Source organism: Pantoea coffeiphila (assembly GCF_016909495.1).
GTDB classification, from domain to species: domain Bacteria; phylum Pseudomonadota; class Gammaproteobacteria; order Enterobacterales; family Enterobacteriaceae; genus Erwinia; species Erwinia coffeiphila.
In genome coordinates this window covers 302,638-324,002 of record NZ_JAFBFW010000002.1, presented here as the reverse complement: position 1 = coordinate 324,002, position 21,365 = coordinate 302,638, and the positions used below count along the sequence as shown (strand labels likewise).

Here is a 21,365-nt window from a genome sequence, read left to right as displayed (position 1 = left end):
CACTAGCTGCTATCCTCAAGGTATGACAAACTGAATCAACTTGTTACCTGTCCGTCATGAAACTCATACGCCTTAGTCACTTGAGAGATGATCATCTGATGAAATGGATTTGTTCCGTCAGCTTTGCTGCCGCTCTGGCGATTCAGCCAGCCCTTGCCGATGACCTGTTTGGTCCACATGAACTGACACCTGCCGCACGCGATGCGTTCGTCACCGATCTACTGAAAAAGATGACCCTTGACGAAAAAATCGGCCAGCTGCGCCTGATAAGCGTAGGGCCGGATAACCCGAAAGAAGCGATCCGCGACATGATCCAGCACGGGCAGGTGGGGGCGATTTTCAATACCGTAACCCGGCACGATATCCGCCAGATGCAGGATCAGGTGATGCAGCTCAGTCGTCTGAAGATTCCGCTGTTTTTCGCCTATGACGTGATCCACGGTCAGCGGACTCAGTTCCCGATCCCACTGGCGTTGGCTTCCAGCTGGGATACTGACGCAGTGGCGAAGGTGGGGCGAATTTCTGCTTATGAAGCCGCCGATGACGGTCTGAATATGACCTGGGCACCGATGGTGGATGTGACCCGTGAACCTCGCTGGGGGCGCGGCTCGGAAGGCTTTGGTGAAGATACGTATCTGACAGCGGAAATGGGCCGCGTGCTGGTCACCGCCATGCAGGGTAAAAGCCCGGCGGACCGCTACTCGGTGATGACCAGCGTCAAGCACTTTGCCGCCTACGGCGCGGTTGAAGGCGGCCGTGACTACAATACCGTGGATATGAGTCCGCAGCGGCTGTTCCAGGACTATCTGCCGCCGTATAAAGCGGCACTGGATGCCGGCAGCGGCGGGGTGATGGTGGCGCTCAACTCATTGAACGGCGTACCGGCCAGTGCCGATAGCTGGCTGTTGAAAGACGTGCTGCGCGATGAGTGGAAGTTTAAAGGCATCACCATCAGCGATCACGGCGCGATCAAAGAGCTGATTAAACATGGCGTGGCCAGCGATCCACAGGATGCGGTGCGCGTGGCGATCAAATCCGGCGTGAACATGAGCATGAGCGATGAGTACTACAGCAAATACCTGCCGGGGCTGGTCAAAAGCGGTGCGGTCACCGAGCAGGAAATCGATGATGCCGCGCGCCACGTGCTGAATGTGAAATACGATATGGGGCTGTTTAACGATCCGTACAGCCACTTAGGCCCGGCCGACCAGGACCCGGCGGATACCAACGCCGAAAGCCGCCTGCATCGCAGCGATGCCCGCGATGTGGCGCGCAAAAGCATGGTGCTGCTGAAAAACCGCCAGGAGACGCTCCCGCTTAAAAACAGCGGTAATATCGCGCTGATTGGGCCACTGGCCGACAGTCAGATCGATATTATGGGCAGCTGGTCCGCCGCGGGCGTGGCGAAGCAGTCCGTTACGCTGCTGCAGGGGATGAAAAATGCCACTGCCGGTAAGGCCAATCTGCTGTATGCCAAAGGGGCGAACGTCACCGATAATAAAGGCATTCAGGACTTCCTCAATCTTTACGAACCGGCGATGACGGTGGACAGCCGTTCACCGCAGCAGATGCTGGATGAAGCGGTGGAAACCGCGAAGAAAGCCGATGTCGTGGTGCTGGCGATTGGCGAAGCGCGCGGGATGGCGCATGAGGCTTCCAGCCGCAGCGACCTGACGCTGCCGGAGAGCCAGCGTAAACTGATTGATGCGGTCAAAGCCACCGGCAAACCGCTGGTATTGGTGCTGATGAACGGCCGTGCCCTGGCGGTGGTGAAAGAGAGCCAGCAGGCGGATGCACTGTTGGAGAGCTGGTACAGCGGCACGGAAGGCGGTAACGCTATTGCCGATGTGCTGTTCGGCGACTATAACCCGTCCGGCAAGCTGCCGATGTCCTTCCCGCGCTCGGTGGGACAGCTGCCGATTTATTACAACCATCTGAACACCGGGCGGCCGTATAACTTTGAGAAGCCGAATAAATACACCTCGCACTACTATGATGAAGCCAACGGTCCGCTGTATCCGTTTGGCTACGGGTTAAGCTACACCACCTTTAGCCTGTCGCCGGTGAAGCTCTCTTCTTCTTCGATGCCGCGTGATGGCAAAATTAACGCCAGCGTGACGGTAACCAACAGCGGCAAGCGTGACGGTGCGACGGTCGTGCAGCTCTATCTGCATGATGAGGTAGCCAGCATCAGCCGGCCGGTGAAAGAGCTGAAGGGCTTTAAGCGTATTATGCTGAAAGCCGGTGAGTCGCAGACCGTGACCTTCCCGATCGACGTCAGCGCGCTGAAATTCTGGAATGCGAAAATGCAGCACGTTGCCGAGCCGGGTAAATTCAGCGTGATGATCGGGCTGGATTCCGCCCGTACCGAAAACGCCGAGTTCGATTACCGTTGAGGATTGGGGGCAGGATTGCCTGCCCCGTTTCAGGCAGGAACAGTATGCCAGGGTTAAGAGACAGAATTCAGCAGCAGGTTTTTCGCCTTAACGGCCTGTCGCTGAATGAATTTGATATTACGCAGCCACCGGGCGATCCCGGTATTTACGGACCGGACAGCGTTATCTGGCGAGTCCACGGTGATTTTTCATCGATGCTGTGCGGCGGCATTTCGGCGCTGCTGCTACAGATGCTGCATCCGCTGGCGCTGGCGGGCGTCTGGGATCACTCCACTTTCCGTCAGGATATGATGGGCAGACTGCGGCGAACCAGCCAGTTTATCGCCGTTACCACCTTCGGCAACTCTCGCGATGCGCATATTCTGATTGAGCGGGTAAAGCGCATCCACCTGCATATTACCGGCACGGATGCGTACGGCGTTCCCTATGCCGCCAGCGATCCGGCGCTGCTGACCTGGGTTCACGTTGCCGAGACCCGCTGTTTTCTTGCCGCCCATCTTCGCTATAAAAATCCGCAGCTTAGCCTGGAAGATCAGGATCGCTACTACGCTGAAGCGGCGCGGGTTGCGGAAGCGCTGGGGGCTGAGCAAGTGCCGAAAAGCGTGGCGGAAGTTGAAGCCTATCTTGAGCGTATGCGGCCCCAGCTGCGCTGCGATGAGCGTACCCGCGAGGTGCTGTCGCTGCTGATGAACGCGCCGGCACCCAGCTGGCAGGCGCGTCCGGCGATGCGGGCCATGTTACAGGCGGGTATTGCTCTGTTGCCCGACTGGGCGCTGCATGACTTTGGTTTGCACTACTCGCCATTACGGCACCGCACGATCAACGGGCGGATTTATCTGATCGCCGGACTGCTGCGCTGGGCGATACGGCAGGGTGCGTATCAGCGTGCCATGGCGCGCATGGGGCGCTGACCCGCATGGCTTTTGAGATAAATACCCTTGTTCTGACATAGCGTAACCCGTCATCCTGCTCTACTCTCCGGGAAGAAGGACCCCTCCAGACAACGTCGAGGCGTTATGACAGAGCCCTATCAGATTGCTGAAGTGCCCAATCAACAGCAGACGCTGATTGCATTGGTTGAACAGGATGAACGCACAGCCTATTTCTACATCTGGCCTGCGGAAGCGTTTCGCACCCAGTTTGCCGTGCGCGGCTGCTGGCTGCGTAATCTGCTGCCCGCGCCGGCCCAGGAAGATACGATAGCCATGGAGCAGGGCCGCGCACCGCTGCTGAGCGCGGAGTTCTGCCGCACGCTGCTGGCGGAACCGATGCTCGACCCCGCCGGATTGCAGATTATCTGGGAACCCAGCGACGACGGCGCGGCCCTGTGGTATCAGGGACAGCTGTTGGCGGTCATCCCCGGCTGGAGCCTGTATCAGGAAAAACAGGTGAGCTACTCCGCTGGCTGCATCAAAGCGAACCGGCTGACCGCGCCGCTCGGATCGGCGTCCACTAATCAGCATTATGCCCGCGCGCAGCAGCACCGGCAGTTCTGGCGCGACTGGCAGGAAGGCCAGGGCTGGGAGCCGTTCCAGCAGAAGATGCTGGCGTGCTACAGCCAACAGTTTGGCGAGTCTCTCAAGTATTACGCCATCGATCGCGGCAGCTGGCCGCCGATGGCGATCTCTCAGCATTACCATGAAGGAAGCTGGTATTTTCTCACCCTCGGTATGAGCATTCGCCCAATGCCTTGGGTGGATCATCTTTATGAGGATCTGGCTCCGCAGTACCGCCGCACCGAGCTGGCGCTGGCAATTGATGCCGGGGTGATGACCGAGGACAATGCCGTGCAGATGGCCAGCGCGCTGGCCGGTTTTGCGCATTTGCCCTGGGATCGCCTCAGCTGGCTGGGTGAAGGGCACACGCTGTCGTCCTCTATGGCACCGGTAGGATTTGAAGGTTTTATCCTCTCCGGTGCGCTGGGTCGCGAAGCCGGGCAGTTTCCGCTGCCGCGCTTTGACGACGAGAAGGTGAATCTGCTGTGGGCAGCGCCGGTCACGCAGCTGGAGCGCGAATTTGCTCAGGCGGAAGAAAACGGCGGCTATCAGCTGGTTGCGCGGCTGCTGCAATATGGCGCAGGGCATATTTTTCGCGCCCGACAGCAGGTGATTGAAGCCGGCGAGTGATCTTTTCTACGCTAAAAGCGACAAACGGTGGCGGTTGTGCTGAAATTTAGGCTGTGCGCACTATTCTGTACAGTATAATGCCGCCCGGATATGCCAGAATAGCTGGGAAATGATCTGAGGAGTTTGCATGGCAGCTATTGAAGTTATCCTTGTCGATCGTGACGATCGCGCCACCGGTAAGATGGAAAAGCTCGAGGTGCACGAAAAGGGACTACTGCACCGCGCGGTAACCGTTTATGTCTTTAACTCAGCGCACCAGCTGCTGTTGCAGCAGCGCGCCAGTGGGAAATATCACTGCGGCGGCCTGTGGAGCAATACCACCTGTGGTCATCCGTATCCGCAGGAATCTACCCGCCACGCTGCGGAGCGTCGGCTGTTTGAAGAGATGGGCATGCAGTTGACGCTGGAGCCGGTTTTTGAACTGAGCTATAACCTGCCGCTGAGCAACGGTCTGACCGAGCATGAGTACGGCCACGTCTACTTCACCATCAGCGACCAACAGCCGCAGCTGAATCCCGAAGAAGCCGATGCGTGGCGCTATGCTTCTCTGGCCGACATTCAGGCCGAAATTCAGCAGGAACCCGAGCGCTTTACGCCCTGGTTCCTGCATACCTTTGCCCGTATCCCGGATGAATTTACCCGCTTTATCGACAAGGCGAATACGGTACACTCCGTCGACGCATGAGGGTTAGCCACCTCTTCGTTTAGAAAGGTCAGTCCGGGTGTTACGCAGATGCGGAGTGCCAAAAATCGCACCCCGCAGCGCATTTACTTGCCGTTCAGCGCGAAATCTTCTGCATCAACATCGTAACCTGACGGTTCCCAGCGGATCGCCAGCAGCGCCAACAGACCAACGATCGGTGCCAGAGCAATCACCCAGAACACGTTGGTACTCAGCGCCGCTGCCAGCACCGGGAACAGGAACAGTGAGGCGGTCGAGCTGGCGCGCACCATCATCTGATTGAAGCCCACGCCAACGCCGCGCAGCGAGGTTGGATAGCTCAGGGATGCGTAGGTCATGGTGTGCGCGCCCGGGCCAAAGCCCTGGCCGAGCAGGAACAGTGCCAGCATTGCCACTGAAATTGCCGCCTGATGTCCGTCTTCCGGGCGGCCAACCAGCGCCAGGCCCAGCAGGGCGGTAATCTGGCAGATATAGCCCAGCGTCATCATCTTCCATGCGCCAAAGCGCGGCACCAGCCGCACGGCAAGAATGCCGCCGGTAAAGGCAAACAGCAGATTCAGCGCCAGCGACAGCAGAATGGTGGTCAGCATCGACTGCGCAAGGAAGCTGGAAATAATCACCGGCAGGCCGAAGGCCACGGCGTTATAGGCAAACGGGGAAACGATAGACGTGACGGTCGCCAGCGTGGTGCGCTTCAGATAAACGCCTTTAAACAGCGCGGCGTAGTTGCCCCAGCTGGCGCGGCGCACCGGACGTGCTGGCGTCAGATCGGCATCCTTCGCCACGTGGGCATTGATGCCGTAGGAATTTCGCAGGATAGCGGCGGCACCGTGTAGATCGCCCTGATTCGCGGCCCAGATGGGTGATTCGCTCATATATTTGCTGCGAATGGCGATAATAATCAGCGCCGGAATGGCACCAAATCCGAGAATAATACGCCACATCCAGTCGCTATGGCTCTCCGGCAGCACCGACCAGAAGAACAGCACCAGCAGGTAAGAAACCGAGATCGCCGCGTACCAGGTCGGACACCACATGGCGATACTCGCCGCCTTGTTACCGCGCCCTTTTAGTTTTGAAAATTCCGCCAGGAACGCCATCGCCACCGGTAAATCGATACCGATACCCATTCCCATGACAAATCTTGCCCCGGCAAGCACATACTCGTTGGGGGCAAATGCGCAGGCCAGCGCGGCAAAAACGAAGAAGAACATATCCGCCATAAACACGCGATAGCGGCCAATTTTGTCGGTCAGGTAGCCGCCAATCAGCGCGCCAACGATTGCGCCGAGGGTAATAGCTGAGGCAATCATCCCCGCGCCGGAAGGCGAAAGGCCAAACTCGCGCGTCACATCCTTCATACCGAAGGCCAGCGCACCGAGATCGTAAGCATCCAGGAATACGCCGCCGAGCGCGATGCCGATAACAATACGGGCATTGCTGCGTGAGCTGTCGCTGTTGTTAACCAGTTGAGAGACATCCGCCGCGCGGCGAATGGTGACTGCTGCGCCGGTGGGCGCATTCCCTGCCTGCGCAACGTGCGCTGAAGAGGTGATGATATCGGTCATGATGTTTTATAGGTCTTTTTGGAATAAACCCAGAGCATAACCAGCCCGGCTGGCGGAGTTAAATTCCAGCTGGTTATAAGATAAAACGAAAAGTTACAAACAGAAGAGGAGCGGCAGAAAATGCCGCCTGGTGAGCAAAAGGGGGTTATTTCGAATGCAGGATCAGGGTATAGCCAGTCAGCATAACGCCACCAATTCCACCCAAAGCCATCAGCAGAAAGATAAAGACCACACCAATTTTTTGCCAGTTCATAACGTAACCCGTTTTCTCAAAGGAAGGCGGATTATAGCGCCTTCGCTTGAGATTATTAAACCAAAGAGTGGTTTTTCTTCTCTTCAGTCGCCGGTTCGCTGCCGTGCGCGGTCACCGTGAACCCCTGTTCCTGCCAGTGTGCCAGCTGTTCCTGCTGGCGCCGGGTCAGTGCTTTGCCGGTATAAACGAAAATTTTCTGGCCGGGAAACAGCTCCGGGCGCGGCTGATCCAGCGGTTCTGCCAGCACATCAATACGCCAACCCTGTTGCGAAAGCCGCCAGGCCTCCAGCCACAGGCGGGTGCGATCCTCACTGCCCCAGCCGATCAGCAGGGCGTCTTTGCCGGCTTTTTTGCGCGATCCGGTCAGGCAGAAGGCAACATAGTCAATCAGTGCGCCGTCCAGCAGGCTGCACATCGCGCGGGCGGTATTCTGGTCCAGATTCAGTCGCTGGCGGATCGGCAGAAAAACGTGGTCTATAAGCGCCTCAGCCGGATTTTCGCGGCCAATTGTGGCAATTTTTGCTCTCAGCTTTGACGGGCGCACGTGGCGCAGCACGGTCATCATCTCTTCCTGCAGCGTAACCCAGCCGTCATGGATCTCGATGTTTTCGCCTTCCAACAGCGCCTTCACTTTTCCCACCGGCACACCGGTGCTCATCCAGCGTTTGATCTCTTCGATGCGCTGTATATCGTCTTCATCAAACAGGCGGTGACCGCCTTCGGTTCTTTGCGGTTTCAGCAGGCCATAGCGGCGTTGCCAGGCGCGCAGTGTTACCGGATTAATCCCGCAGCGCTCAGCGACATCACCGATGCTGTACAACGTCATTTCTCACCTCATTCGCTCTCAGGCCTTACCAGCCCGCATTTAATAATAGCATGCTGTACAAATAAATTGTGGGTGTACAACTTGAACTGCGCGCTGTATTACGGTAGATCTCATATATGAGATTATTTCCCTTAAATGAGATAGCTATGGATCAGAAGCAAACAGAGCAACGTCTGGCGCAGCGGCTGGCCGATCTGCGGGTTGAGCAGGGGTGGTCGCTGGAGACGCTGGCGGAAATGACCGGTATCAGTCGCGCCTCGCTGTCACGCATCGAACGCGGCGAAAACAGCCCGACTGCCGCACTGCTTAACCGGCTGTGCAGCGCCTACGGACTGACCATGTCGCGTCTGCTCAGCGAAGTGGAACAGAGCGGCCCGCAGCACCTGCGGCCAGCGCAGCAGAACGTCTGGCGCGATGCCAGCAGCGGCTATCTGCGGCGCAGCGTGTCACCGCCCGCCCAGGCGTTTCACGCCGAGCTGGTGGAGGCGCAGCTGGAGCAGGGCGCGCTGATTGAGTATGACCTGCCGCCGGTTGCCGGGCTGGAGCAGCATATCTGGATGCTGGACGGCGTGCTGATATTCCGCATGAACGAACAGCAGTGGCGGCTGGAAAAGGGCGACTGCCTGCGCTTTCATCTGTTTGGCCGCACGTCGTTCAGCGCGCCGGAAGCCGGAGGCGCTCATTATGCGCTGGTGGTGGCACGCCCATGACCCAGATTGAATATGAGTGGCTGGACGCGCAGCAGGCGCGTGAGGAGCTTCCGGCGTTGTGCCGCGTACTGAAGGGATGTGTCGCGCAGGGTGCCAGCGTGGGTTTTGTGGACTGTGACCCGCAGACCTTCACCCGCTTCTGGCAGGATGTCGTTTTGAGCCTGGCCTGCGGCGATAAAACGCTGTTAGTCGCCAGACTGGCTGACCGCATCGTGGCAACGGTGATGGTGGTGCTGGCTATGCCGCCAAACGGTGCGCACCGCGCCGAGGTGATCAAACTGCTGGTTCACCCCGATGCGCGTCGCCGTGGGATTGCGCGCGAGCTGATGCTGAAGGCGGAAGAGCGTGCTAAGCAGGCAGGCCGCACGCTGCTGGTGTTAGATACCCGCAGCGGCGACGTGGCGGAATCGCTCTACCGCTCGCTGGGCTGGCAGGTGGCGGGGGAAATTCCCTTTTATGCCCGCTCCACCGAAGGGGTTCTGGATGCCACCACGCTGATGTACAAAACGCTCTGAGAAACGGAGCATCGCGCCGCCGGAGAAATGCGGAGCGGTTCGACTTTCCTGGTGCGATCCGCATCCGCAGGCTGACGCCAGCGCGATACTGTGTAAAAATACAGCCCTGATTTTTTGCAAAGGGTTGTCATGGCGTTAACTGCGGCGTTAAAAGCGCAAATTGCCGGGTGGTATAAAGCCCTGCAACAGCAAGTCCCCGATTTTATTCCGCGCGCACCGCAGCGGCAGATGATTGCTGAAGTGGCGAAAACGCTGTCGGGTGAAGAAGGGCGCCATCTGGCTATTGAAGCACCGACCGGCGTGGGGAAAACCCTCTCCTACCTGATCCCCGGTATTGCCGTCAGCCGCGCTGAGGAAAAACCGCTGGTGGTCAGCACAGCCAACGTGGCATTACAGGACCAGATCTACAGTAAAGATCTGCCGCTGCTGAAGAAAATCATTCCCGAACTGACCTTTACCGCCGCCTTTGGCCGCGGGCGCTACGTGTGCCCGCGCAATTTGTCTGCGCTGGCGACCGACGAAGAAAAGCAGGGCGATCTGCTGCTGTTCCTCGATGATGATATGACCGCCAGCAAGGCGGAGCGGGCGATCTGCTGTGAGCTGGAAAAGGCGCTGAACCGCTACGAATGGGACGGCCTGCGCGATCACTGTAAGGACAATATCGAAGATTCACTGTGGCAGCGTATCAGCACCGACAAAGCCAACTGCCTCGGCAGCAACTGTCACTGGTTCCGTGAATGCCCGTTCTACGTGGCGCGGCGCGAGATCGAAAACGCCGATGTAGTGGTCGCTAACCATGCGCTGGTGATGGCGGCGCTGGAAACGGAATCCGTACTGCCGCCGCCAAAAAACCTGCTGCTGGTGCTGGACGAAGGGCATCATTTGCCGGACGTGGCGCGCGATGCGCTGGAAATGAGCGGCGAAATTACTCCCGGCTGGAATACGCTCCAGCTGGATCTGTTTGCCCGGCTGGTTGAGCAGTGTATGGCGCAGTTCAGGCCCAAACGCCCGCCGCCGCTGGCGAACCCGGATCGCCTGAAAGAGCACTGCGAAGAGGTGCGTGAACAGTTGCAAATGCTGTCGCAGATCCTCGGTCTTTATCTGCCGCCGGAAGGGCAGGAAGGGGAGTACCGTTTCGAGATGGGGCTGCTGCCGGAAGAGATCATGACGATCTGCGGCAGGCTGTTCAAACTCAGCGATGCGCTGCGCGGGCTGGCCGAAGGACTGGTCAACGATCTCAGTGAAAAAAGCGGCCAGTTTGATGTTGTGCGTCTACACCGCACGCTGCTGCAGATGAACCGCGCGCTGGGCTGGTTTGAAGCCAGCAGCAAGCTGTGGCGGCTGGCGGCGCTGGAGCAGACATCCGGCGCACCGGTGTCAAAGTGGGTGACCCGCGAACTGCGCGAGGGCAACGTGCATCTGATGCTGCACTGCGCCGGTATCCGCGTCAGCGATCAGCTGGAAAAGCTGCTGTGGCGTAAAATTCCCCACGTGGTGCTGACCTCCGCGACGCTGCGCTCGTTGAACAGCTTCCAGCGGCTACAGGAGATGTCCGGGCTCAGTGAAAAAGCGGATGACCGTTTTGTTGCGCTGGACTCGCCGTTTAACCACGTAGAGCAGGGCAAACTGATCATCCCGCAGATGAAGCACGAGCCGCTGCTGGCTAATGAAGTGGCACATCTGGCTGAAATGGCGCATTTTTTCCGCCACCAGATAAAGTTGGCGAAACATAAAGGGCTGCTGGTGCTGTTCGCCAGCAACCGGGCGATGCAGCAGTTTATTGCCTACCTGCCCGAGCTGCGTTTAATGATGCTGGTTCAGGGCGACAAACCTCGCCCGGCGCTGGTGGCGCTGCATCGCCAGCGCGTGGAGCGTGGGGAAACCAGCGTACTGGTGGGTTTGCAGTCCTTTGCCGAGGGTCTGGATCTGAAAGGGGAGCTGCTTTCCCAGGTTCATATTCATAAAATCGCTTTCCCCCCGGTGGACAGTCCGGTTATTTTGACCGAGGGCGAGTGGCTGAAAAGCCTGAAGCGTTATCCTTTTGAGGTGCAGAGTCTGCCCAGCGCCTCGTTTAATCTTATCCAGCAGGTGGGGCGACTGATCCGCAGCCACGACTGCTTCGGTGAGATTGTGATTTACGACCGTCGGCTGTTGAGCAAAAGCTACGGCGCACGTTTACTGGGGGCTCTACCGGTGTTTCCTATTGAACAGCCGCCGATGCCGGAAGGCGAGCTGCCAAAAGCGGCAGCCCCGACGGCGAAAAAAAGAGTGCCGCCGCGCCGCAGGCGTTAACCTTATTTAGTGAGCAAACGCATGGAACTTAACAAGATTATAAAAGAGATCGGGCGCGGTAAAAATCATGCCCGGGATATTGATATCGACAGCGCGCGCGATCTGTACCGCCGCATGCTGGCGGGCGACGTGCCGGACCTTGAACTGGGCGCGATCCTGATTGCGCTGCGTATTAAGGGGGAAGGCGAAGAGGAGATGCTGGGCTTTTATCAGGCGATGCAGGAGCAGATGCCGCGCCTGACGCCTCCTGCTCATTTGCCGATGCCGATCGTTATCCCCAGCTATAACGGCGCGCGGCGGCAGGGTAATCTGACTCCGCTGCTGGCGCTGCTGCTGAGCCGCCTCGGCTTCCCGGTGCTGGTCCACGGCGTCAGCGATGACCCGACGCGCATCACCAGCGAAGCGGTGTTTCAGGCGCTGGGTGTGCCCGCCGTGCTGACGACGGCGGAGGCGCAGAACAGGCTTAATGCGGGCGAGCTGGTGTTTATCACCATCGGCCAGCTGTGCGAACCGATGGAGCGACAGCTGGCGATGCGCTGGCGCATGGGCGTGCGCAACAGTGCGCACACGCTGGCCAAGCTGGCAACACCGTTTGCCGAAGACGCGGCGCTGCGGCTGGCCAGCGTGTCGCACCCGGAATATATCCCGAAGGTGGGAAAATTCTTCAGCGACATCGGCGGTCGCGGCCTGCTGCTTAACGGCACCGAGGGGGAAGTCTACGCCAGTCCGCAGCGTTGCCCGTCAATCAGCCTGATCCACGGCGCAGAACCCCAGGTGCTGTTGGCGCGGCAGGAGGAAGTGTCATTTGCGGCGGGTGAGCTGCCCGAAGCGAAAGATGCCGTAACCACCGCCGACTGGATCACCCGCTGTCTGAATCGTGAAGTGGCGGTACCGCAGTCGCTGCGTTTGCAGATTGCCTGCTGCTATGTGGCAACGGGCAGGGCGCAGACGCTGGAAGCGGCGTTGGGTGAGATTAAGCTAGCGGGATACTGAAGCAGGCGTTAAGAGGCTGATATGACTGTTGGCGTAGTGTGCCGACGGTCAAATCCACAGCGGCCTTGAACGGATGCCGGTCAGTCAGGATTAAAATCGGGGGCGATTGATTAAGGGACGAATTAAGATAGCGCCAGTGAAATAGTATTACCGACAATTTTTCATCGTGATCCCTAAGTTAAAAATGCGCCAAATGGCGCATTTTTTAAATTAAAACTGGGTGCTGCCGAGGACAGATAATCTGTCAGGCTGCCGCCTTATTTACCAAAATTTCAATATCGGCGATAGACGCTTCCACTTCGTCATGCAGCCTGCCCTGGGCGTTCAGCAGCGAATCAATTTTCCCCGCCAGCTCTTTATCTTTAAACTCGCCGGAATCAAATGCAAGCCACTGTGCGGAAAGGGTTTCCGTATTGTTTTTGGCGTAGTGGCGAATCTCTTTAAGCTGAGAAAGCACGTCATTAATATAGTCATCTTTCGTTTTGGTTTCGATGTCAGCCATGATGAAATGTTTCCTTCTTCTGGGTTAGAAATTCAATTTAAGCCTGGTCGATAACGGATAATTTATCTCTAGGAATAATCGTAATGTGCCCTGCGGGTAAATTATGGTGCTGAATCATTCTTTTGGGTTAAATAGCGACGTGTGGATAGTGATGTTTGAAAATAATATCCCTGCCAGCTGAGTCAACCGATGTTCGCCACCTGTCGATGGCCTGATAACCGGTTTGTACTACACTCTGTCTGGCTGATAATGATATGACTAAGGAGCAAGCATGAAGCTGTGGCCCGTTCTTACCGGAGTGGTACTGTCACTGGGGCTGGTCGCCTGTAAATCCCCGACGCCGCCGAAAGGCGTCACGCCGATAAGCGGATTTGACGCCGATCGCTATCTGGGAAAATGGTATGAGGTTGCCCGGCTGGAAAATCGCTTCGAGCGCGGCCTGGAACAGGTTACTGCGACGTATGGCAAACGTAGCGATGGCGGAATATCGGTGCTTAACCGTGGCTACGACCCGGCGAAAGCGCGCTGGATGGAGAGTGAAGGCCGGGCTTACTTCACCGGTGCACCGTCCACTGCGGCGCTTAAAGTGTCCTTCTTCGGTCCGTTCTACGGCGGCTATAACGTTATCGCGCTGGATGAGGACTATCGCTATGCGCTGGTCAGCGGGCCAAACCGTGACTACCTGTGGATACTGTCGCGCACGCCGCAGATCCCCGAAAGCGTAAAGCAAAACTACCTGGCTATCGCCCGGGGGCTGAACTTCCCGGTAGATAAACTGGTGTGGGTGAATCAGGGATAATACTTCCCTGGTATTTTCCCTTGCGGGGCTATTTCCAAGGGCAGGGAAATATGGCACCAGAACGCGCTCAGGGAGAAATTCCTGTCTATTCAACTAATAATATTCGCTGATGAGGTCGTCAGGATCGTTAATACAGTGTTTCAGAATGGGAAATTGTACAAGGTAGTTGGCCCCGTGAGGGGCCATAGGAAGCGGTGGCAACGGCCAGGTGAATATCAATCAGCCGCGCGGCAGCAGCTGCTCAACCAGCGCGGTCCACAGCGCGATACCGGGAGCAATCAGCCCATCGTTAAAATCGTAGTTGGCGTTATGAAGCGGCCGTGACGGCGTGTCACCGTCAGCGCCGATCCAGAAGTAGGCTCCCGGACAGTGCTCCAGCATGCAGGCAAAATCTTCCGAGGCCATTGACGGGCTGACGTTCCAGTGCACTTTTTCAGCGGGCAGCAGCGTCAGCGCGCAGTCGCGCACCAGCGCGGCTTCAGCGGCGTGATTCATGGTCACCGGATAGTCACCCTGATACTCAATGCTGCCCTCAATGCCCAGCGGCGCGGTGAAGGAGGTCACGAATTCATCGATCATCTGTTTTACCCGGCTGCGCACGTCCGCCTGCAGGCAGCGCAGCGTACCGCGCAGCACCACGTTTTCCGGGATGACGTTAATGGCCTCACCGCCGTTGATTTGCGTGATGCTGACCACCGCAGAGGCCAGCGGCGACAAGCGGCGGGCCGGAATAGTTTGCAGGGCCATAATCAGCTGCGCGGCGGCCACAATCGGATCCGCGCCGTTTTCCGGCATGGCTGCGTGGCAGCTGCGGCCGCGCAGCGTGATTTCGAAGGAGTCCAGCGAGGCCATCATCGCGCCTGCGTTAACGGCAACTTCACCGGCGGGCAGCCCCGGCCAGTTGTGCATGCCGTAGATGGCATCCATCGGGAACAGGGTAAACAGGCCGTCTTCCACCATGCGGCGCGCGCCGCCAAGGTTTTCTTCTGCGGGCTGGAAGACAAAATGCAGCGTGCCGCTAAAGCGACGGGTGGTACTCAGGTGCTTTGCCACCGCCAGCAGGATCGCCGTGTGGCCGTCGTGTCCGCAGGCGTGCATCACCCCGGGATTGGTGGAGCGGTGCGGCGGATTGCTCAGTTCAGTGATCGGCAGGGCATCCATGTCAGCGCGTAACCCGATAACCGGTCCAGGGCCATTTTCCAGCGTGCCGACCACGCCGGTGCCTGCCAGGCCTCGGTGAACCTGCAGACCAAAAGACTCCAGCTGCTCGGCGATCAGCTGTGAAGTGTGATGCTCCTGATATCCCAGTTCGGGGCGGGCATGCAGGGCTCTGCGCCAGCCGGTGGCTTCTTCAATCAGCGAAACGGGAACTGTCATTCAATACTTCTCCTGTGCAGGGTAACGCGCAGAAACAAGGTAGCATAAATCGGGGGAGGAAGAAGCGGGTAGCGGGGAAGAAAACAGGCCGGTGATACCGGCCTGAATAACGCTTAGTCGATCATCGGCAGATTCAGCTCGTGCTTCGCGGCGCAGGCTTTCGCCACCTCGTAGCCGGCATCGGCATGGCGCATGACGCCGGTCGCCGGATCGTTCCACAACACGCGGCCCAGGCGTTTATCGGCCTCGGCGCTGCCGTCGGCAACGATCACCACGCCAGCATGCTGCGAGAAGCCCATGCCCACGCCGCCGCCGTGATGCAGGCTGACCCAGGTGGCACCGCCTGCGGTGTTCAGCAGAGCGTTGAGCAGCGGCCAGTCTGATACCGCATCCGAGCCGTCGCGCATCGCTTCGGTTTCACGGTTCGGCGAGGCTACCGAGCCGCAGTCAAGGTGATCGCGGCCGATCACCACCGGCGCTTTCAGCTCGCCGTTGCGCACCATTTCGTTAAATGCCAGACCCGCCAGATGGCGTTCGCCCAGACCCAGCCAGCAGATACGTGCCGGCAGCCCCTGGAATGCGATGCGCTCCTGCGCCATATCCAGCCAGCGGTGCAGGTTGGTATGGTCCGGGAACAGCTCTTTCAGCTTGGCATCGGTACGGTAGATGTCCTCCGGATCGCCGGACAGGGCGACCCAGCGGAACGGACCTTTGCCTTCACAGAACAGCGGACGGATATAGGCCGGCACGAAGCCCGGGAAGTCGAACGCGTTGGTCACGCCTTCTTCCAGCGCCACCTGGCGGATATTGTTGCCGTAATCCACGGTAGGAATGCCCATATGGCAGAAGTCGAGCATCGCCTGTACGTGCACCGCCATCGAGGCGCGGGCGGCTTTCTCAACGGATTTCGGATCGCTGCGGCGGGCTTCTTCCCACTGTGCAACGGACCAGCCCTGCGGCAGATAGCCATTGATCGGGTCGTGCGCAGAGGTCTGGTCGGTGACGATATCCGGCTTCATGCCGCCTGCTTTCGCCCGTTTTACCAGTTCCGGCAGGATATCTGCCGCATTGCCGAGCAGCCCGACGGAAATCGCGCGTTTCTCTTTATTCGCCTGGTCAATGATCGCCAGTGCTTCGTCAAGATTCTCGGCGCGGTAGTCTACGTAGCGGGTACGCAGGCGGAAATCGATGCGTGAAGACTGGCACTCAATGGCCAGCACGGAGGCACCCGCCAGCACGCCAGCCAGCGGTTGTGCGCCGCCCATGCCGCCCAGCCCGGCGGTGAGTATCCATTTACCGCTCAGATCGCCGTTATAGTGCTGGCGACCGGCTTCGGCGAAGGTTTCAAAGGTGCCCTGCACAATCCCCTGCGCACCGATGTAGATCCAGGAGCCGGCGGTCATCTGGCCGTACATCATCAGACCGGCTTTATCGAGCTTGTTAAAGTGGTCCCAGTTGGCCCAGTGCGGCACCAGGTTAGAGTTGGCAATCAGCACGCGCGGCGCATCGGCGTGGGTGCGGAACACGCCAACCGGTTTGCCGGACTGAACCAGCAGCGTTTCTTCCGGTTGCAGCGCCTGCAGCGAACGCAGGATCTGCTCGAAGCACTCCCAGTTACGGGCGGCTTTACCTATACCACCGTACACCACCAAATCTTCCGGGCGTTCGGCAACGTCGGGGTCCAGGTTGTTCTGGATCATGCGGTAAGCGGCTTCAATCAGCCAGTTGGCGCAGTGCAGCGTGTCACCGTGGGGAGCGCGAATGGTACGGGCAACGGCCTTGCTTACGGACTCAGTCATGGTTGTTTTCCTTATCGGTATTCATCGCTTAGTGGGCGCGTGCAGGCAGCAGCGCAGCAATCATTTCTGGCCAGCTGTCGCCAGCGGCCCATAAACGCATCTGTTCGATATCCGGTGCCATCAGGCGATCTTTGTCGAGATAAGCGACTTTCTGGCGGATAGTGCTCAGCACTTCCTCCAGCTGCGGTGAGCTTTTCAGCGGACGGTGGAAGTCGATTCCCTGCGCGGCGGCCATTGCCTCAATGCCCACTACCGCAGCGGTGTTAAAGCACATGGCTCCCAGGCGGCGGGCGGCATAGGTGGCCATTGAGACGTGATCTTCCTGGTTGGCGGAGGTTGGCAGGCTGTCGACGCTGCCCGGATGCGCCAGCGATTTGTTTTCCGACGCCAGCGCGGCGGCGGTGACCTGGGCGATCATAAATCCGGAGTTCACTCCACCGTCGTTGACCAGGAACGGCGGCAGGCCCGAAAGGCCGGTATCCAGCAGCAGCGCCAGGCGGCGCTCTGAGATGGCCCCAATTTCCGCTACGGCCAGCGCAATAATATCGGCGGCGAACGCGACAGGCTCGGCGTGGAAGTTACCGCCGGAGATCACCTCGCCGGTATCGGTAAACACCAGTGGGTTATCGGATGCGGCGTTGGCTTCGATTTGCAGCACGCGAGCGGCGTGGTTGAGATTATCCAGGCAGGCACCCATCACCTGCGGTACGCAGCGGATGGAGTAGGGGTCCTGTACGCGTCCGCAGTTAGCGTGAGAGTTAAGAATAACGCTGCCTTCCAGCAGGCCGGATACAGCGGCGGCTACCGAGATTTGGCCCTGCTGACCGCGGGCTTCATGGATGCGGCGATCGAACGGTTTTACCGAGCCTTTAATCGCTTCCAGCGACAGCGCACCGGCTACCAGCCCGGCGGCAAAAACGTTTTCGCCTTCAAACAGTCCACGCAGCGCCAGCGCGGTAGAAACCTGAGTGCCGTTCAGCAGCGCCAGGCCCTCTTTCGGCCCCAGCTCGATCGGCTCCAGGCCAGCCAGCGCCAGGCCGTCGCGAGCGGGCATCAGCTCGCTTTTCACCCGCACGTCACCTTCACCCAGCAGCATCAGGGAGAGATGCGCCAGCGGAGCTAAATCGCCGGACGCCCCCACGGAGCCTTTCTCAGGAATGCATGGCATTACACCGGCATTGAACAGAGCGATCAGCGCATCAACCAGTTCAATTCTGATCCCGGAATGGCCGCGTGCCAGGCTGATAATTTTGGTCGCCATTACCAGGCGTACCACGTCATCAGGCAGCAGTTCGCCAAGGCCAACGCTGTGGGACAGGACCAGGTTACGCTGCAGTTCGGCCAGGCGGTCCGCCGGAATGGAGGTCTGAGCCAGTTTGCCAAAGCCGGTATTAATGCCGTAGGTCACTTTGCCTTCGCTGACAATGGCTTCAACCGTATCACGGGCCTGTTGGATGCGGCTGCGTGCCTGTTCGTCCAGCGCCAGGGTTACGCCGCCGCGATAAATTGTTTTCAGCGTGGCGAGATCGACCTTACCCGGCGTCAGTAAGCAGAGGGGCTGAGTCAGTGACATAGTATACTCCTGTATAGACAACTGGGTGGGCATCAAACCTGTATTAGGGGCATCGGCCCGACAGGTTGTTAATGCGAGTTAAACTTCGGTCTGAATTGAGTGAATCACAAACGTATATTCTTGTCTATACAACCAGACTAACTTGTATTGCTGCGATCACAAAAAAAGTCGATAGAGCTGTTGAAATAAACGGCAGTCTCGGCGGAAAAGTTAACATGTATATACATTTAGGATATTAGCCAGTAAACTGATTTTCCCACTGTTATAAGGATTCGGTATGGTAAGGCAGACTGCTATTTCTCAACTTTCCGCTGCAATGAGCGATCAGCCTGCACCGATTTATCAGCGGGTGAAGCAGGCAATTATCAGCCAGATCAGCGAAGGCGTCTGGCAGCCAAATCAGCGCGTGCCCTCAGAGAGCGAGCTGGTTAACGAGCTGGGCGTCAGCCGGATGACCATCAATCGTGCACTGCGCGAGCTGACCAGCGAAGGTTACCTGATGCGAATGCAGGGCGTGGGGACGTTCGTTGCGGAAGCCAAGGGCTATACCGCGATGATGGAAGTGCACAATATCGCAGAAGAGATTGCCCAGCGCGGCCACCGTCACAGCAGTAAGATTCTGGCTCTGGGCGAGAGCAAAGCCGACGCTGAGCAGGCAGCGCTGCTCGGTTTAACCAGCGGTCAGAAACTGTTTCATTCGCTGATGATCCATTATGAGAACGATCAGCCGGTGCAGCTGGAAGATCGCCTGGTGAACCCGCAGATGGCACCGGATTATCTGCAGCAGGACTACACTGAGCAAACCCCCTATACCTACCTGATGCGTGTGGCACCGCTCACCGCCGGTGAGCATGTGGTGGAAGCGGTTCTGCCCGACGCGCGGCAGTGCCGACATCTGGCGATTGACGCACAGGAACCCTGCCTGCTGATCCGTCGCCAGACCTGGAGTGATAATAAGATCGTCACCTACGCGCGGCTGCTGTATCCCGGTTCACGCTACAAGCTGATGGGGCGCTTCAAAGGCCATGGTTAAAGCTCGGTAGCAGCGTTCCCCACAGCAGCAGGGCATCATTCGAGAGCGGAACGAAGTGGCCGCCCTGATTTTCCCACCAGGCGCCCTGATCCGCTGCCAGCAGCGTTTGCCCGTGCTGCCACTGGCCGCCAATCACCATCACGACCCCCGCGGCCTCCACCGGCGGTGAAAATGCCGACTTGGTGGTTCCCGCCGCAGGCACATAGCTCCCCCGCCGGGCCATAATGTTGAAGTCGTGGCTTGCCCCGGCGGGCAGCCGGGCGCTGATGCGATCCTCTCCGGGAAACGAGTAGGGCTGATTTACCGTCAAACGCTGGCGCAGCCGATCGTTGCAGTACAGTTCTACTTCCCCATCCAGCAGGGTAATAATGCGGTCGATGCCGGGGAACGCCGAAAAGTCCCCGTCGGCGGCGATCGTGGCGATACTGATGCGCCAGTCAAATTCAGTTTCGCCGGGCGGGTAGCTGATAATTTCCCGTGTTTCGCCGCCGCCGTTGCGCCAGGGGGTGACCGGCAGGCTGGCGCTATTAAATAAGTGGATCATCGCAGCGCCTCCAGTACCTGACGAAACTCAGCGTCAATCGACGCCTGCTGCGCGTGCTGGCCGTGACTGATGCGCTGCACGCCCGCCACGAACACATCCTGAATCTGCCCGCGATGCCCGGCAAACAGCCAGCGGTTGATGAGGGCCTCATCGCGGGTTGCCCCCAATAGCGCATCGTCACTCAGCACCAGCCAGTCTGCGCGGTAGCCGGTCTGCAGGCTGCCCGTTTTTACGCCGCAGGCCTGAGCGCCACCCGCCAGCGCCTGCCGGTACAGCAGATCGCCCACCGACGGCTGATTGGCAGTAACAATACGGTTGCGGCGGCGATCGCGCAGCCGCTGGGCATACTCCAGCCAGCGCAATTCTTCTACGACGTCCAGCGAGACGTGGCTGTCGGAGCCTATCCCCCAGCGGCCGCCCCGGGCGATAAACTCGGTGGCCGGGAAAATTCCGTCGCCGAGGTTGGCTTCGGTGGTAGGGCAAAGACCGGCTACCGCCTGGCTTGCCGCAAGGCGCGAAATCTCGCTGTCGTCAAGATGAGTGGCGTGGATCAGGCACCAGCGCGGGTCCACCTGGAAGCGATCCAGCAGCCAGCTAACCGGCCGCTCGCCGCTCCAGGCCAGCGAATCGTTGACCTCTTTTTCCTGTTCGGCAACGTGAAGATGCACCGGCAGATGCGCAGGGCTGGCCGCCAGTACCTCATGCATCTGCGCTTCGCTGACCGCCCGCAGAGAGTGGAAACAGAGACCGTGGTTAATCAGCGGTTTGCCGTCAATTAGCTTCACCAGACGCTGCTGTTGAGCAAGATACGCGGCGGTATCCTGAATAAAGCGCTTCTGGCCCGGCTGCGCGGGCTGGCTGCCAAATCCGGCGTAACTGTAGAGCACCGGCAGCAGAGTCTGACCAATACCGCTGCGCTCGGCGGCGGCAATCAGCTCGGTCAGCATCTCATCCTGCGGATAAGGCTGGCCGTCCGGCTGGTGGTGCAGATAGTGAAACTCCGCCACCTGGCAATATCCGCCCTTAAGCATCTCAACGTACAGTGCTGCTGCAACGGCACCGACCTGCTGCGGCGACAGGCGCTGCACCATGCGGTACATCAGATCGCGCCAGGTCCAGAAACTGTCCTGCGGATCGCCCGCGACTTCGGCCAGCCCTGCCATCGCGCGTTGAAATGCATGCGAGTGCAAATTCGCCATAGCCGGTATGACAGTACCGTCCAGGCGCTGTGCATCCTGCGGCTGGCTGTTAGCAGTCAGAGAGGCAATCTGGCCGTGGCTGTCGACGTCAATCAGTACATTATGCTGCCAGCCATCTGCAAGTAGGGCGCGGGGCGCAAAATAGCGAGTCATCGGTTGCTTCCTGTGTGTTGAGGTT

Annotated in this window: 19 protein-coding genes; 10 read left to right on the top strand and 9 right to left on the bottom strand. The window is 58.8% G+C overall.

Going from position 1 to position 21,365, the window contains the following annotated elements:
- Nucleotides 1-98: 98 nt before the first annotated feature.
- The 4 genes from bglX (at nt 99) to idi (ending at nt 5,207) form a co-directional block, all read left to right on the top strand.
- Nucleotides 99-2,396: a beta-glucosidase BglX gene (gene bglX, locus JOE09_RS07185; RefSeq protein ID WP_205065306.1), complete on the top strand. Its 2,298-nt coding sequence runs from the start codon at nt 99-101 to the stop codon at nt 2,394-2,396.
- 44 nt (nt 2,397-2,440) lie between these two features.
- Nucleotides 2,441-3,307, top strand: coding sequence for an oxygenase MpaB family protein (locus JOE09_RS07180; protein ID WP_205065305.1), 867 nt, complete (start codon nt 2,441-2,443; stop codon nt 3,305-3,307).
- 105 nt (nt 3,308-3,412) lie between these two features.
- Nucleotides 3,413-4,522, top strand: a complete 1,110-nt coding sequence (locus tag JOE09_RS07175; RefSeq protein ID WP_205065304.1) for a suppressor of fused domain protein — start codon at nt 3,413-3,415, stop codon at nt 4,520-4,522.
- Nucleotides 4,523-4,649: 127 nt separating this feature from the next.
- Nucleotides 4,650-5,207, top strand: coding sequence for an isopentenyl-diphosphate Delta-isomerase (gene idi / locus JOE09_RS07170; protein WP_205065303.1), 558 nt, complete (start codon nt 4,650-4,652; stop codon nt 5,205-5,207).
- A gap of 83 nt (nt 5,208-5,290) precedes the next feature.
- Here the strand turns inward: idi and JOE09_RS07165 are convergent, their stop codons facing one another.
- From JOE09_RS07165 to JOE09_RS07155, 3 genes are all read right to left on the bottom strand, one after another.
- Entirely contained in the window at nt 5,291-6,772 is a 1,482-nt protein-coding gene (locus JOE09_RS07165) for an MFS transporter (protein WP_105593541.1), read from the bottom strand.
- Between the two features lie 145 nt (nt 6,773-6,917).
- Nucleotides 6,918-7,025, bottom strand: coding sequence for a protein YohO (locus tag JOE09_RS07160; RefSeq protein WP_123332295.1), 108 nt, complete (start codon nt 7,023-7,025; stop codon nt 6,918-6,920).
- A 55-nt stretch (nt 7,026-7,080) separates the two neighbouring features.
- Nucleotides 7,081-7,851, bottom strand: a complete 771-nt coding sequence (locus tag JOE09_RS07155) for a MerR family transcriptional regulator (protein WP_205065302.1) — start codon at nt 7,849-7,851, stop codon at nt 7,081-7,083.
- Between the two features lie 146 nt (nt 7,852-7,997).
- On the opposite strand from JOE09_RS07155, the gene JOE09_RS07150 reads away from it, so the two are divergent.
- The 4 genes from JOE09_RS07150 (at nt 7,998) to ybiB (ending at nt 12,361) form a co-directional block, all read left to right on the top strand.
- A complete protein-coding gene (locus JOE09_RS07150) occupies nt 7,998-8,561 on the top strand; it encodes a helix-turn-helix domain-containing protein (RefSeq protein WP_105593538.1) in 564 nt (187 codons plus the stop codon).
- The gene (locus tag JOE09_RS07145) at nt 8,558-9,076 is read left to right on the top strand and encodes a GNAT family N-acetyltransferase (protein ID WP_205065301.1); all 519 of its coding nucleotides are present in this window, start codon (nt 8,558-8,560) and stop codon (nt 9,074-9,076) included. Before JOE09_RS07150 ends, JOE09_RS07145 begins: the two co-directional genes overlap by 4 nt.
- A 129-nt stretch (nt 9,077-9,205) precedes the next feature.
- Nucleotides 9,206-11,368: an ATP-dependent DNA helicase DinG gene (gene dinG / locus JOE09_RS07140; RefSeq protein WP_205065300.1), complete on the top strand. Its 2,163-nt coding sequence runs from the start codon at nt 9,206-9,208 to the stop codon at nt 11,366-11,368.
- A 21-nt stretch (nt 11,369-11,389) separates the two neighbouring features.
- Nucleotides 11,390-12,361 carry a DNA-binding protein YbiB gene (gene ybiB / locus JOE09_RS07135; protein WP_205065299.1) on the top strand — a complete coding sequence of 324 codons (972 nt, stop codon included), beginning with the start codon at nt 11,390-11,392 and terminating at the stop codon, nt 12,359-12,361.
- A gap of 244 nt (nt 12,362-12,605) precedes the next feature.
- Here ybiB and JOE09_RS07130 read toward each other — a convergent pair whose 3' ends face one another.
- Nucleotides 12,606-12,863 carry a hypothetical protein gene (locus JOE09_RS07130; RefSeq protein WP_205065298.1) on the bottom strand — a complete coding sequence of 86 codons (258 nt, stop codon included), beginning with the start codon at nt 12,861-12,863 and terminating at the stop codon, nt 12,606-12,608.
- 271 nt (nt 12,864-13,134) lie between these two features.
- On the opposite strand from JOE09_RS07130, the gene blc reads away from it, so the two are divergent.
- Entirely contained in the window at nt 13,135-13,662 is a 528-nt protein-coding gene (gene blc / locus JOE09_RS07125; protein WP_205065297.1) for an outer membrane lipoprotein Blc, read from the top strand.
- A 219-nt stretch (nt 13,663-13,881) separates the two neighbouring features.
- On the opposite strand, the gene JOE09_RS07120 is transcribed toward blc, so the two are convergent.
- From JOE09_RS07120 to hutH, 3 genes are all read right to left on the bottom strand, one after another.
- Nucleotides 13,882-15,039: a M20 aminoacylase family protein gene (locus JOE09_RS07120; protein WP_205065296.1), complete on the bottom strand. Its 1,158-nt coding sequence runs from the start codon at nt 15,037-15,039 to the stop codon at nt 13,882-13,884.
- A 113-nt stretch (nt 15,040-15,152) separates the two neighbouring features.
- The gene (hutU, locus tag JOE09_RS07115; RefSeq protein WP_105593531.1) at nt 15,153-16,838 is read right to left on the bottom strand and encodes a urocanate hydratase; all 1,686 of its coding nucleotides are present in this window, start codon (nt 16,836-16,838) and stop codon (nt 15,153-15,155) included.
- A 28-nt stretch (nt 16,839-16,866) separates the two neighbouring features.
- The gene (hutH, locus tag JOE09_RS07110) at nt 16,867-18,411 is read right to left on the bottom strand and encodes a histidine ammonia-lyase (RefSeq protein ID WP_205065295.1); all 1,545 of its coding nucleotides are present in this window, start codon (nt 18,409-18,411) and stop codon (nt 16,867-16,869) included.
- Between the two features lie 277 nt (nt 18,412-18,688).
- Here hutH and hutC point away from each other — a divergent pair, with 277 nt between their 5' ends.
- A complete protein-coding gene (gene hutC / locus JOE09_RS07105; RefSeq protein ID WP_105593529.1) occupies nt 18,689-19,444 on the top strand; it encodes a histidine utilization repressor in 756 nt (251 codons plus the stop codon).
- On the opposite strand, the gene JOE09_RS07100 is transcribed toward hutC, so the two are convergent.
- Together JOE09_RS07100 and JOE09_RS07095 are read right to left on the bottom strand one after the other, a co-directional pair.
- Nucleotides 19,428-19,988 (bottom strand): HutD/Ves family protein, encoded by a 561-nt coding sequence (locus tag JOE09_RS07100; protein ID WP_205065294.1) that lies wholly within the window; start codon nt 19,986-19,988, stop codon nt 19,428-19,430. The two genes, hutC and JOE09_RS07100, sit on opposite strands and share 17 nt — an antisense overlap.
- Nucleotides 19,985-21,340: a formimidoylglutamate deiminase gene (locus JOE09_RS07095; protein WP_205065293.1), complete on the bottom strand. Its 1,356-nt coding sequence runs from the start codon at nt 21,338-21,340 to the stop codon at nt 19,985-19,987. The genes JOE09_RS07100 and JOE09_RS07095 overlap by 4 nt, the downstream gene beginning before the upstream one ends.
- Between the last annotated feature and the right edge of the window lie 25 nt (nt 21,341-21,365).

Coding starts and splice junctions, on each gene's coding strand:
- JOE09_RS07130 (WP_205065298.1), bottom strand. CDS start 12,863: ATGGCTGACATCGAAACCAAAACGAAAGATGACTATATTAATGACGTG.
- JOE09_RS07100 (WP_205065294.1), bottom strand. CDS start 19,988: ATGATCCACTTATTTAATAGCGCCAGCCTGCCGGTCACCCCCTGGCGC.
- JOE09_RS07155 (WP_205065302.1), bottom strand. CDS start 7,851: ATGACGTTGTACAGCATCGGTGATGTCGCTGAGCGCTGCGGGATTAAT.
- hutU (WP_105593531.1), bottom strand. CDS start 16,838: ATGACTGAGTCCGTAAGCAAGGCCGTTGCCCGTACCATTCGCGCTCCC.
- JOE09_RS07160 (WP_123332295.1), bottom strand. CDS start 7,025: ATGAACTGGCAAAAAATTGGTGTGGTCTTTATCTTTCTGCTGATGGCT.
- JOE09_RS07095 (WP_205065293.1), bottom strand. CDS start 21,340: ATGACTCGCTATTTTGCGCCCCGCGCCCTACTTGCAGATGGCTGGCAG.
- JOE09_RS07180 (WP_205065305.1), top strand. CDS start 2,441: ATGCCAGGGTTAAGAGACAGAATTCAGCAGCAGGTTTTTCGCCTTAAC.
- idi (WP_205065303.1), top strand. CDS start 4,650: ATGGCAGCTATTGAAGTTATCCTTGTCGATCGTGACGATCGCGCCACC.
- bglX (WP_205065306.1), top strand. CDS start 99: ATGAAATGGATTTGTTCCGTCAGCTTTGCTGCCGCTCTGGCGATTCAG.
- ybiB (WP_205065299.1), top strand. CDS start 11,390: ATGGAACTTAACAAGATTATAAAAGAGATCGGGCGCGGTAAAAATCAT.
- hutC (WP_105593529.1), top strand. CDS start 18,689: ATGGTAAGGCAGACTGCTATTTCTCAACTTTCCGCTGCAATGAGCGAT.
- dinG (WP_205065300.1), top strand. CDS start 9,206: ATGGCGTTAACTGCGGCGTTAAAAGCGCAAATTGCCGGGTGGTATAAA.
- JOE09_RS07175 (WP_205065304.1), top strand. CDS start 3,413: ATGACAGAGCCCTATCAGATTGCTGAAGTGCCCAATCAACAGCAGACG.
- blc (WP_205065297.1), top strand. CDS start 13,135: ATGAAGCTGTGGCCCGTTCTTACCGGAGTGGTACTGTCACTGGGGCTG.
- JOE09_RS07145 (WP_205065301.1), top strand. CDS start 8,558: ATGACCCAGATTGAATATGAGTGGCTGGACGCGCAGCAGGCGCGTGAG.
- JOE09_RS07150 (WP_105593538.1), top strand. CDS start 7,998: ATGGATCAGAAGCAAACAGAGCAACGTCTGGCGCAGCGGCTGGCCGAT.
- hutH (WP_205065295.1), bottom strand. CDS start 18,411: ATGTCACTGACTCAGCCCCTCTGCTTACTGACGCCGGGTAAGGTCGAT.
- JOE09_RS07120 (WP_205065296.1), bottom strand. CDS start 15,039: ATGACAGTTCCCGTTTCGCTGATTGAAGAAGCCACCGGCTGGCGCAGA.
- JOE09_RS07165 (WP_105593541.1), bottom strand. CDS start 6,772: ATGACCGATATCATCACCTCTTCAGCGCACGTTGCGCAGGCAGGGAAT.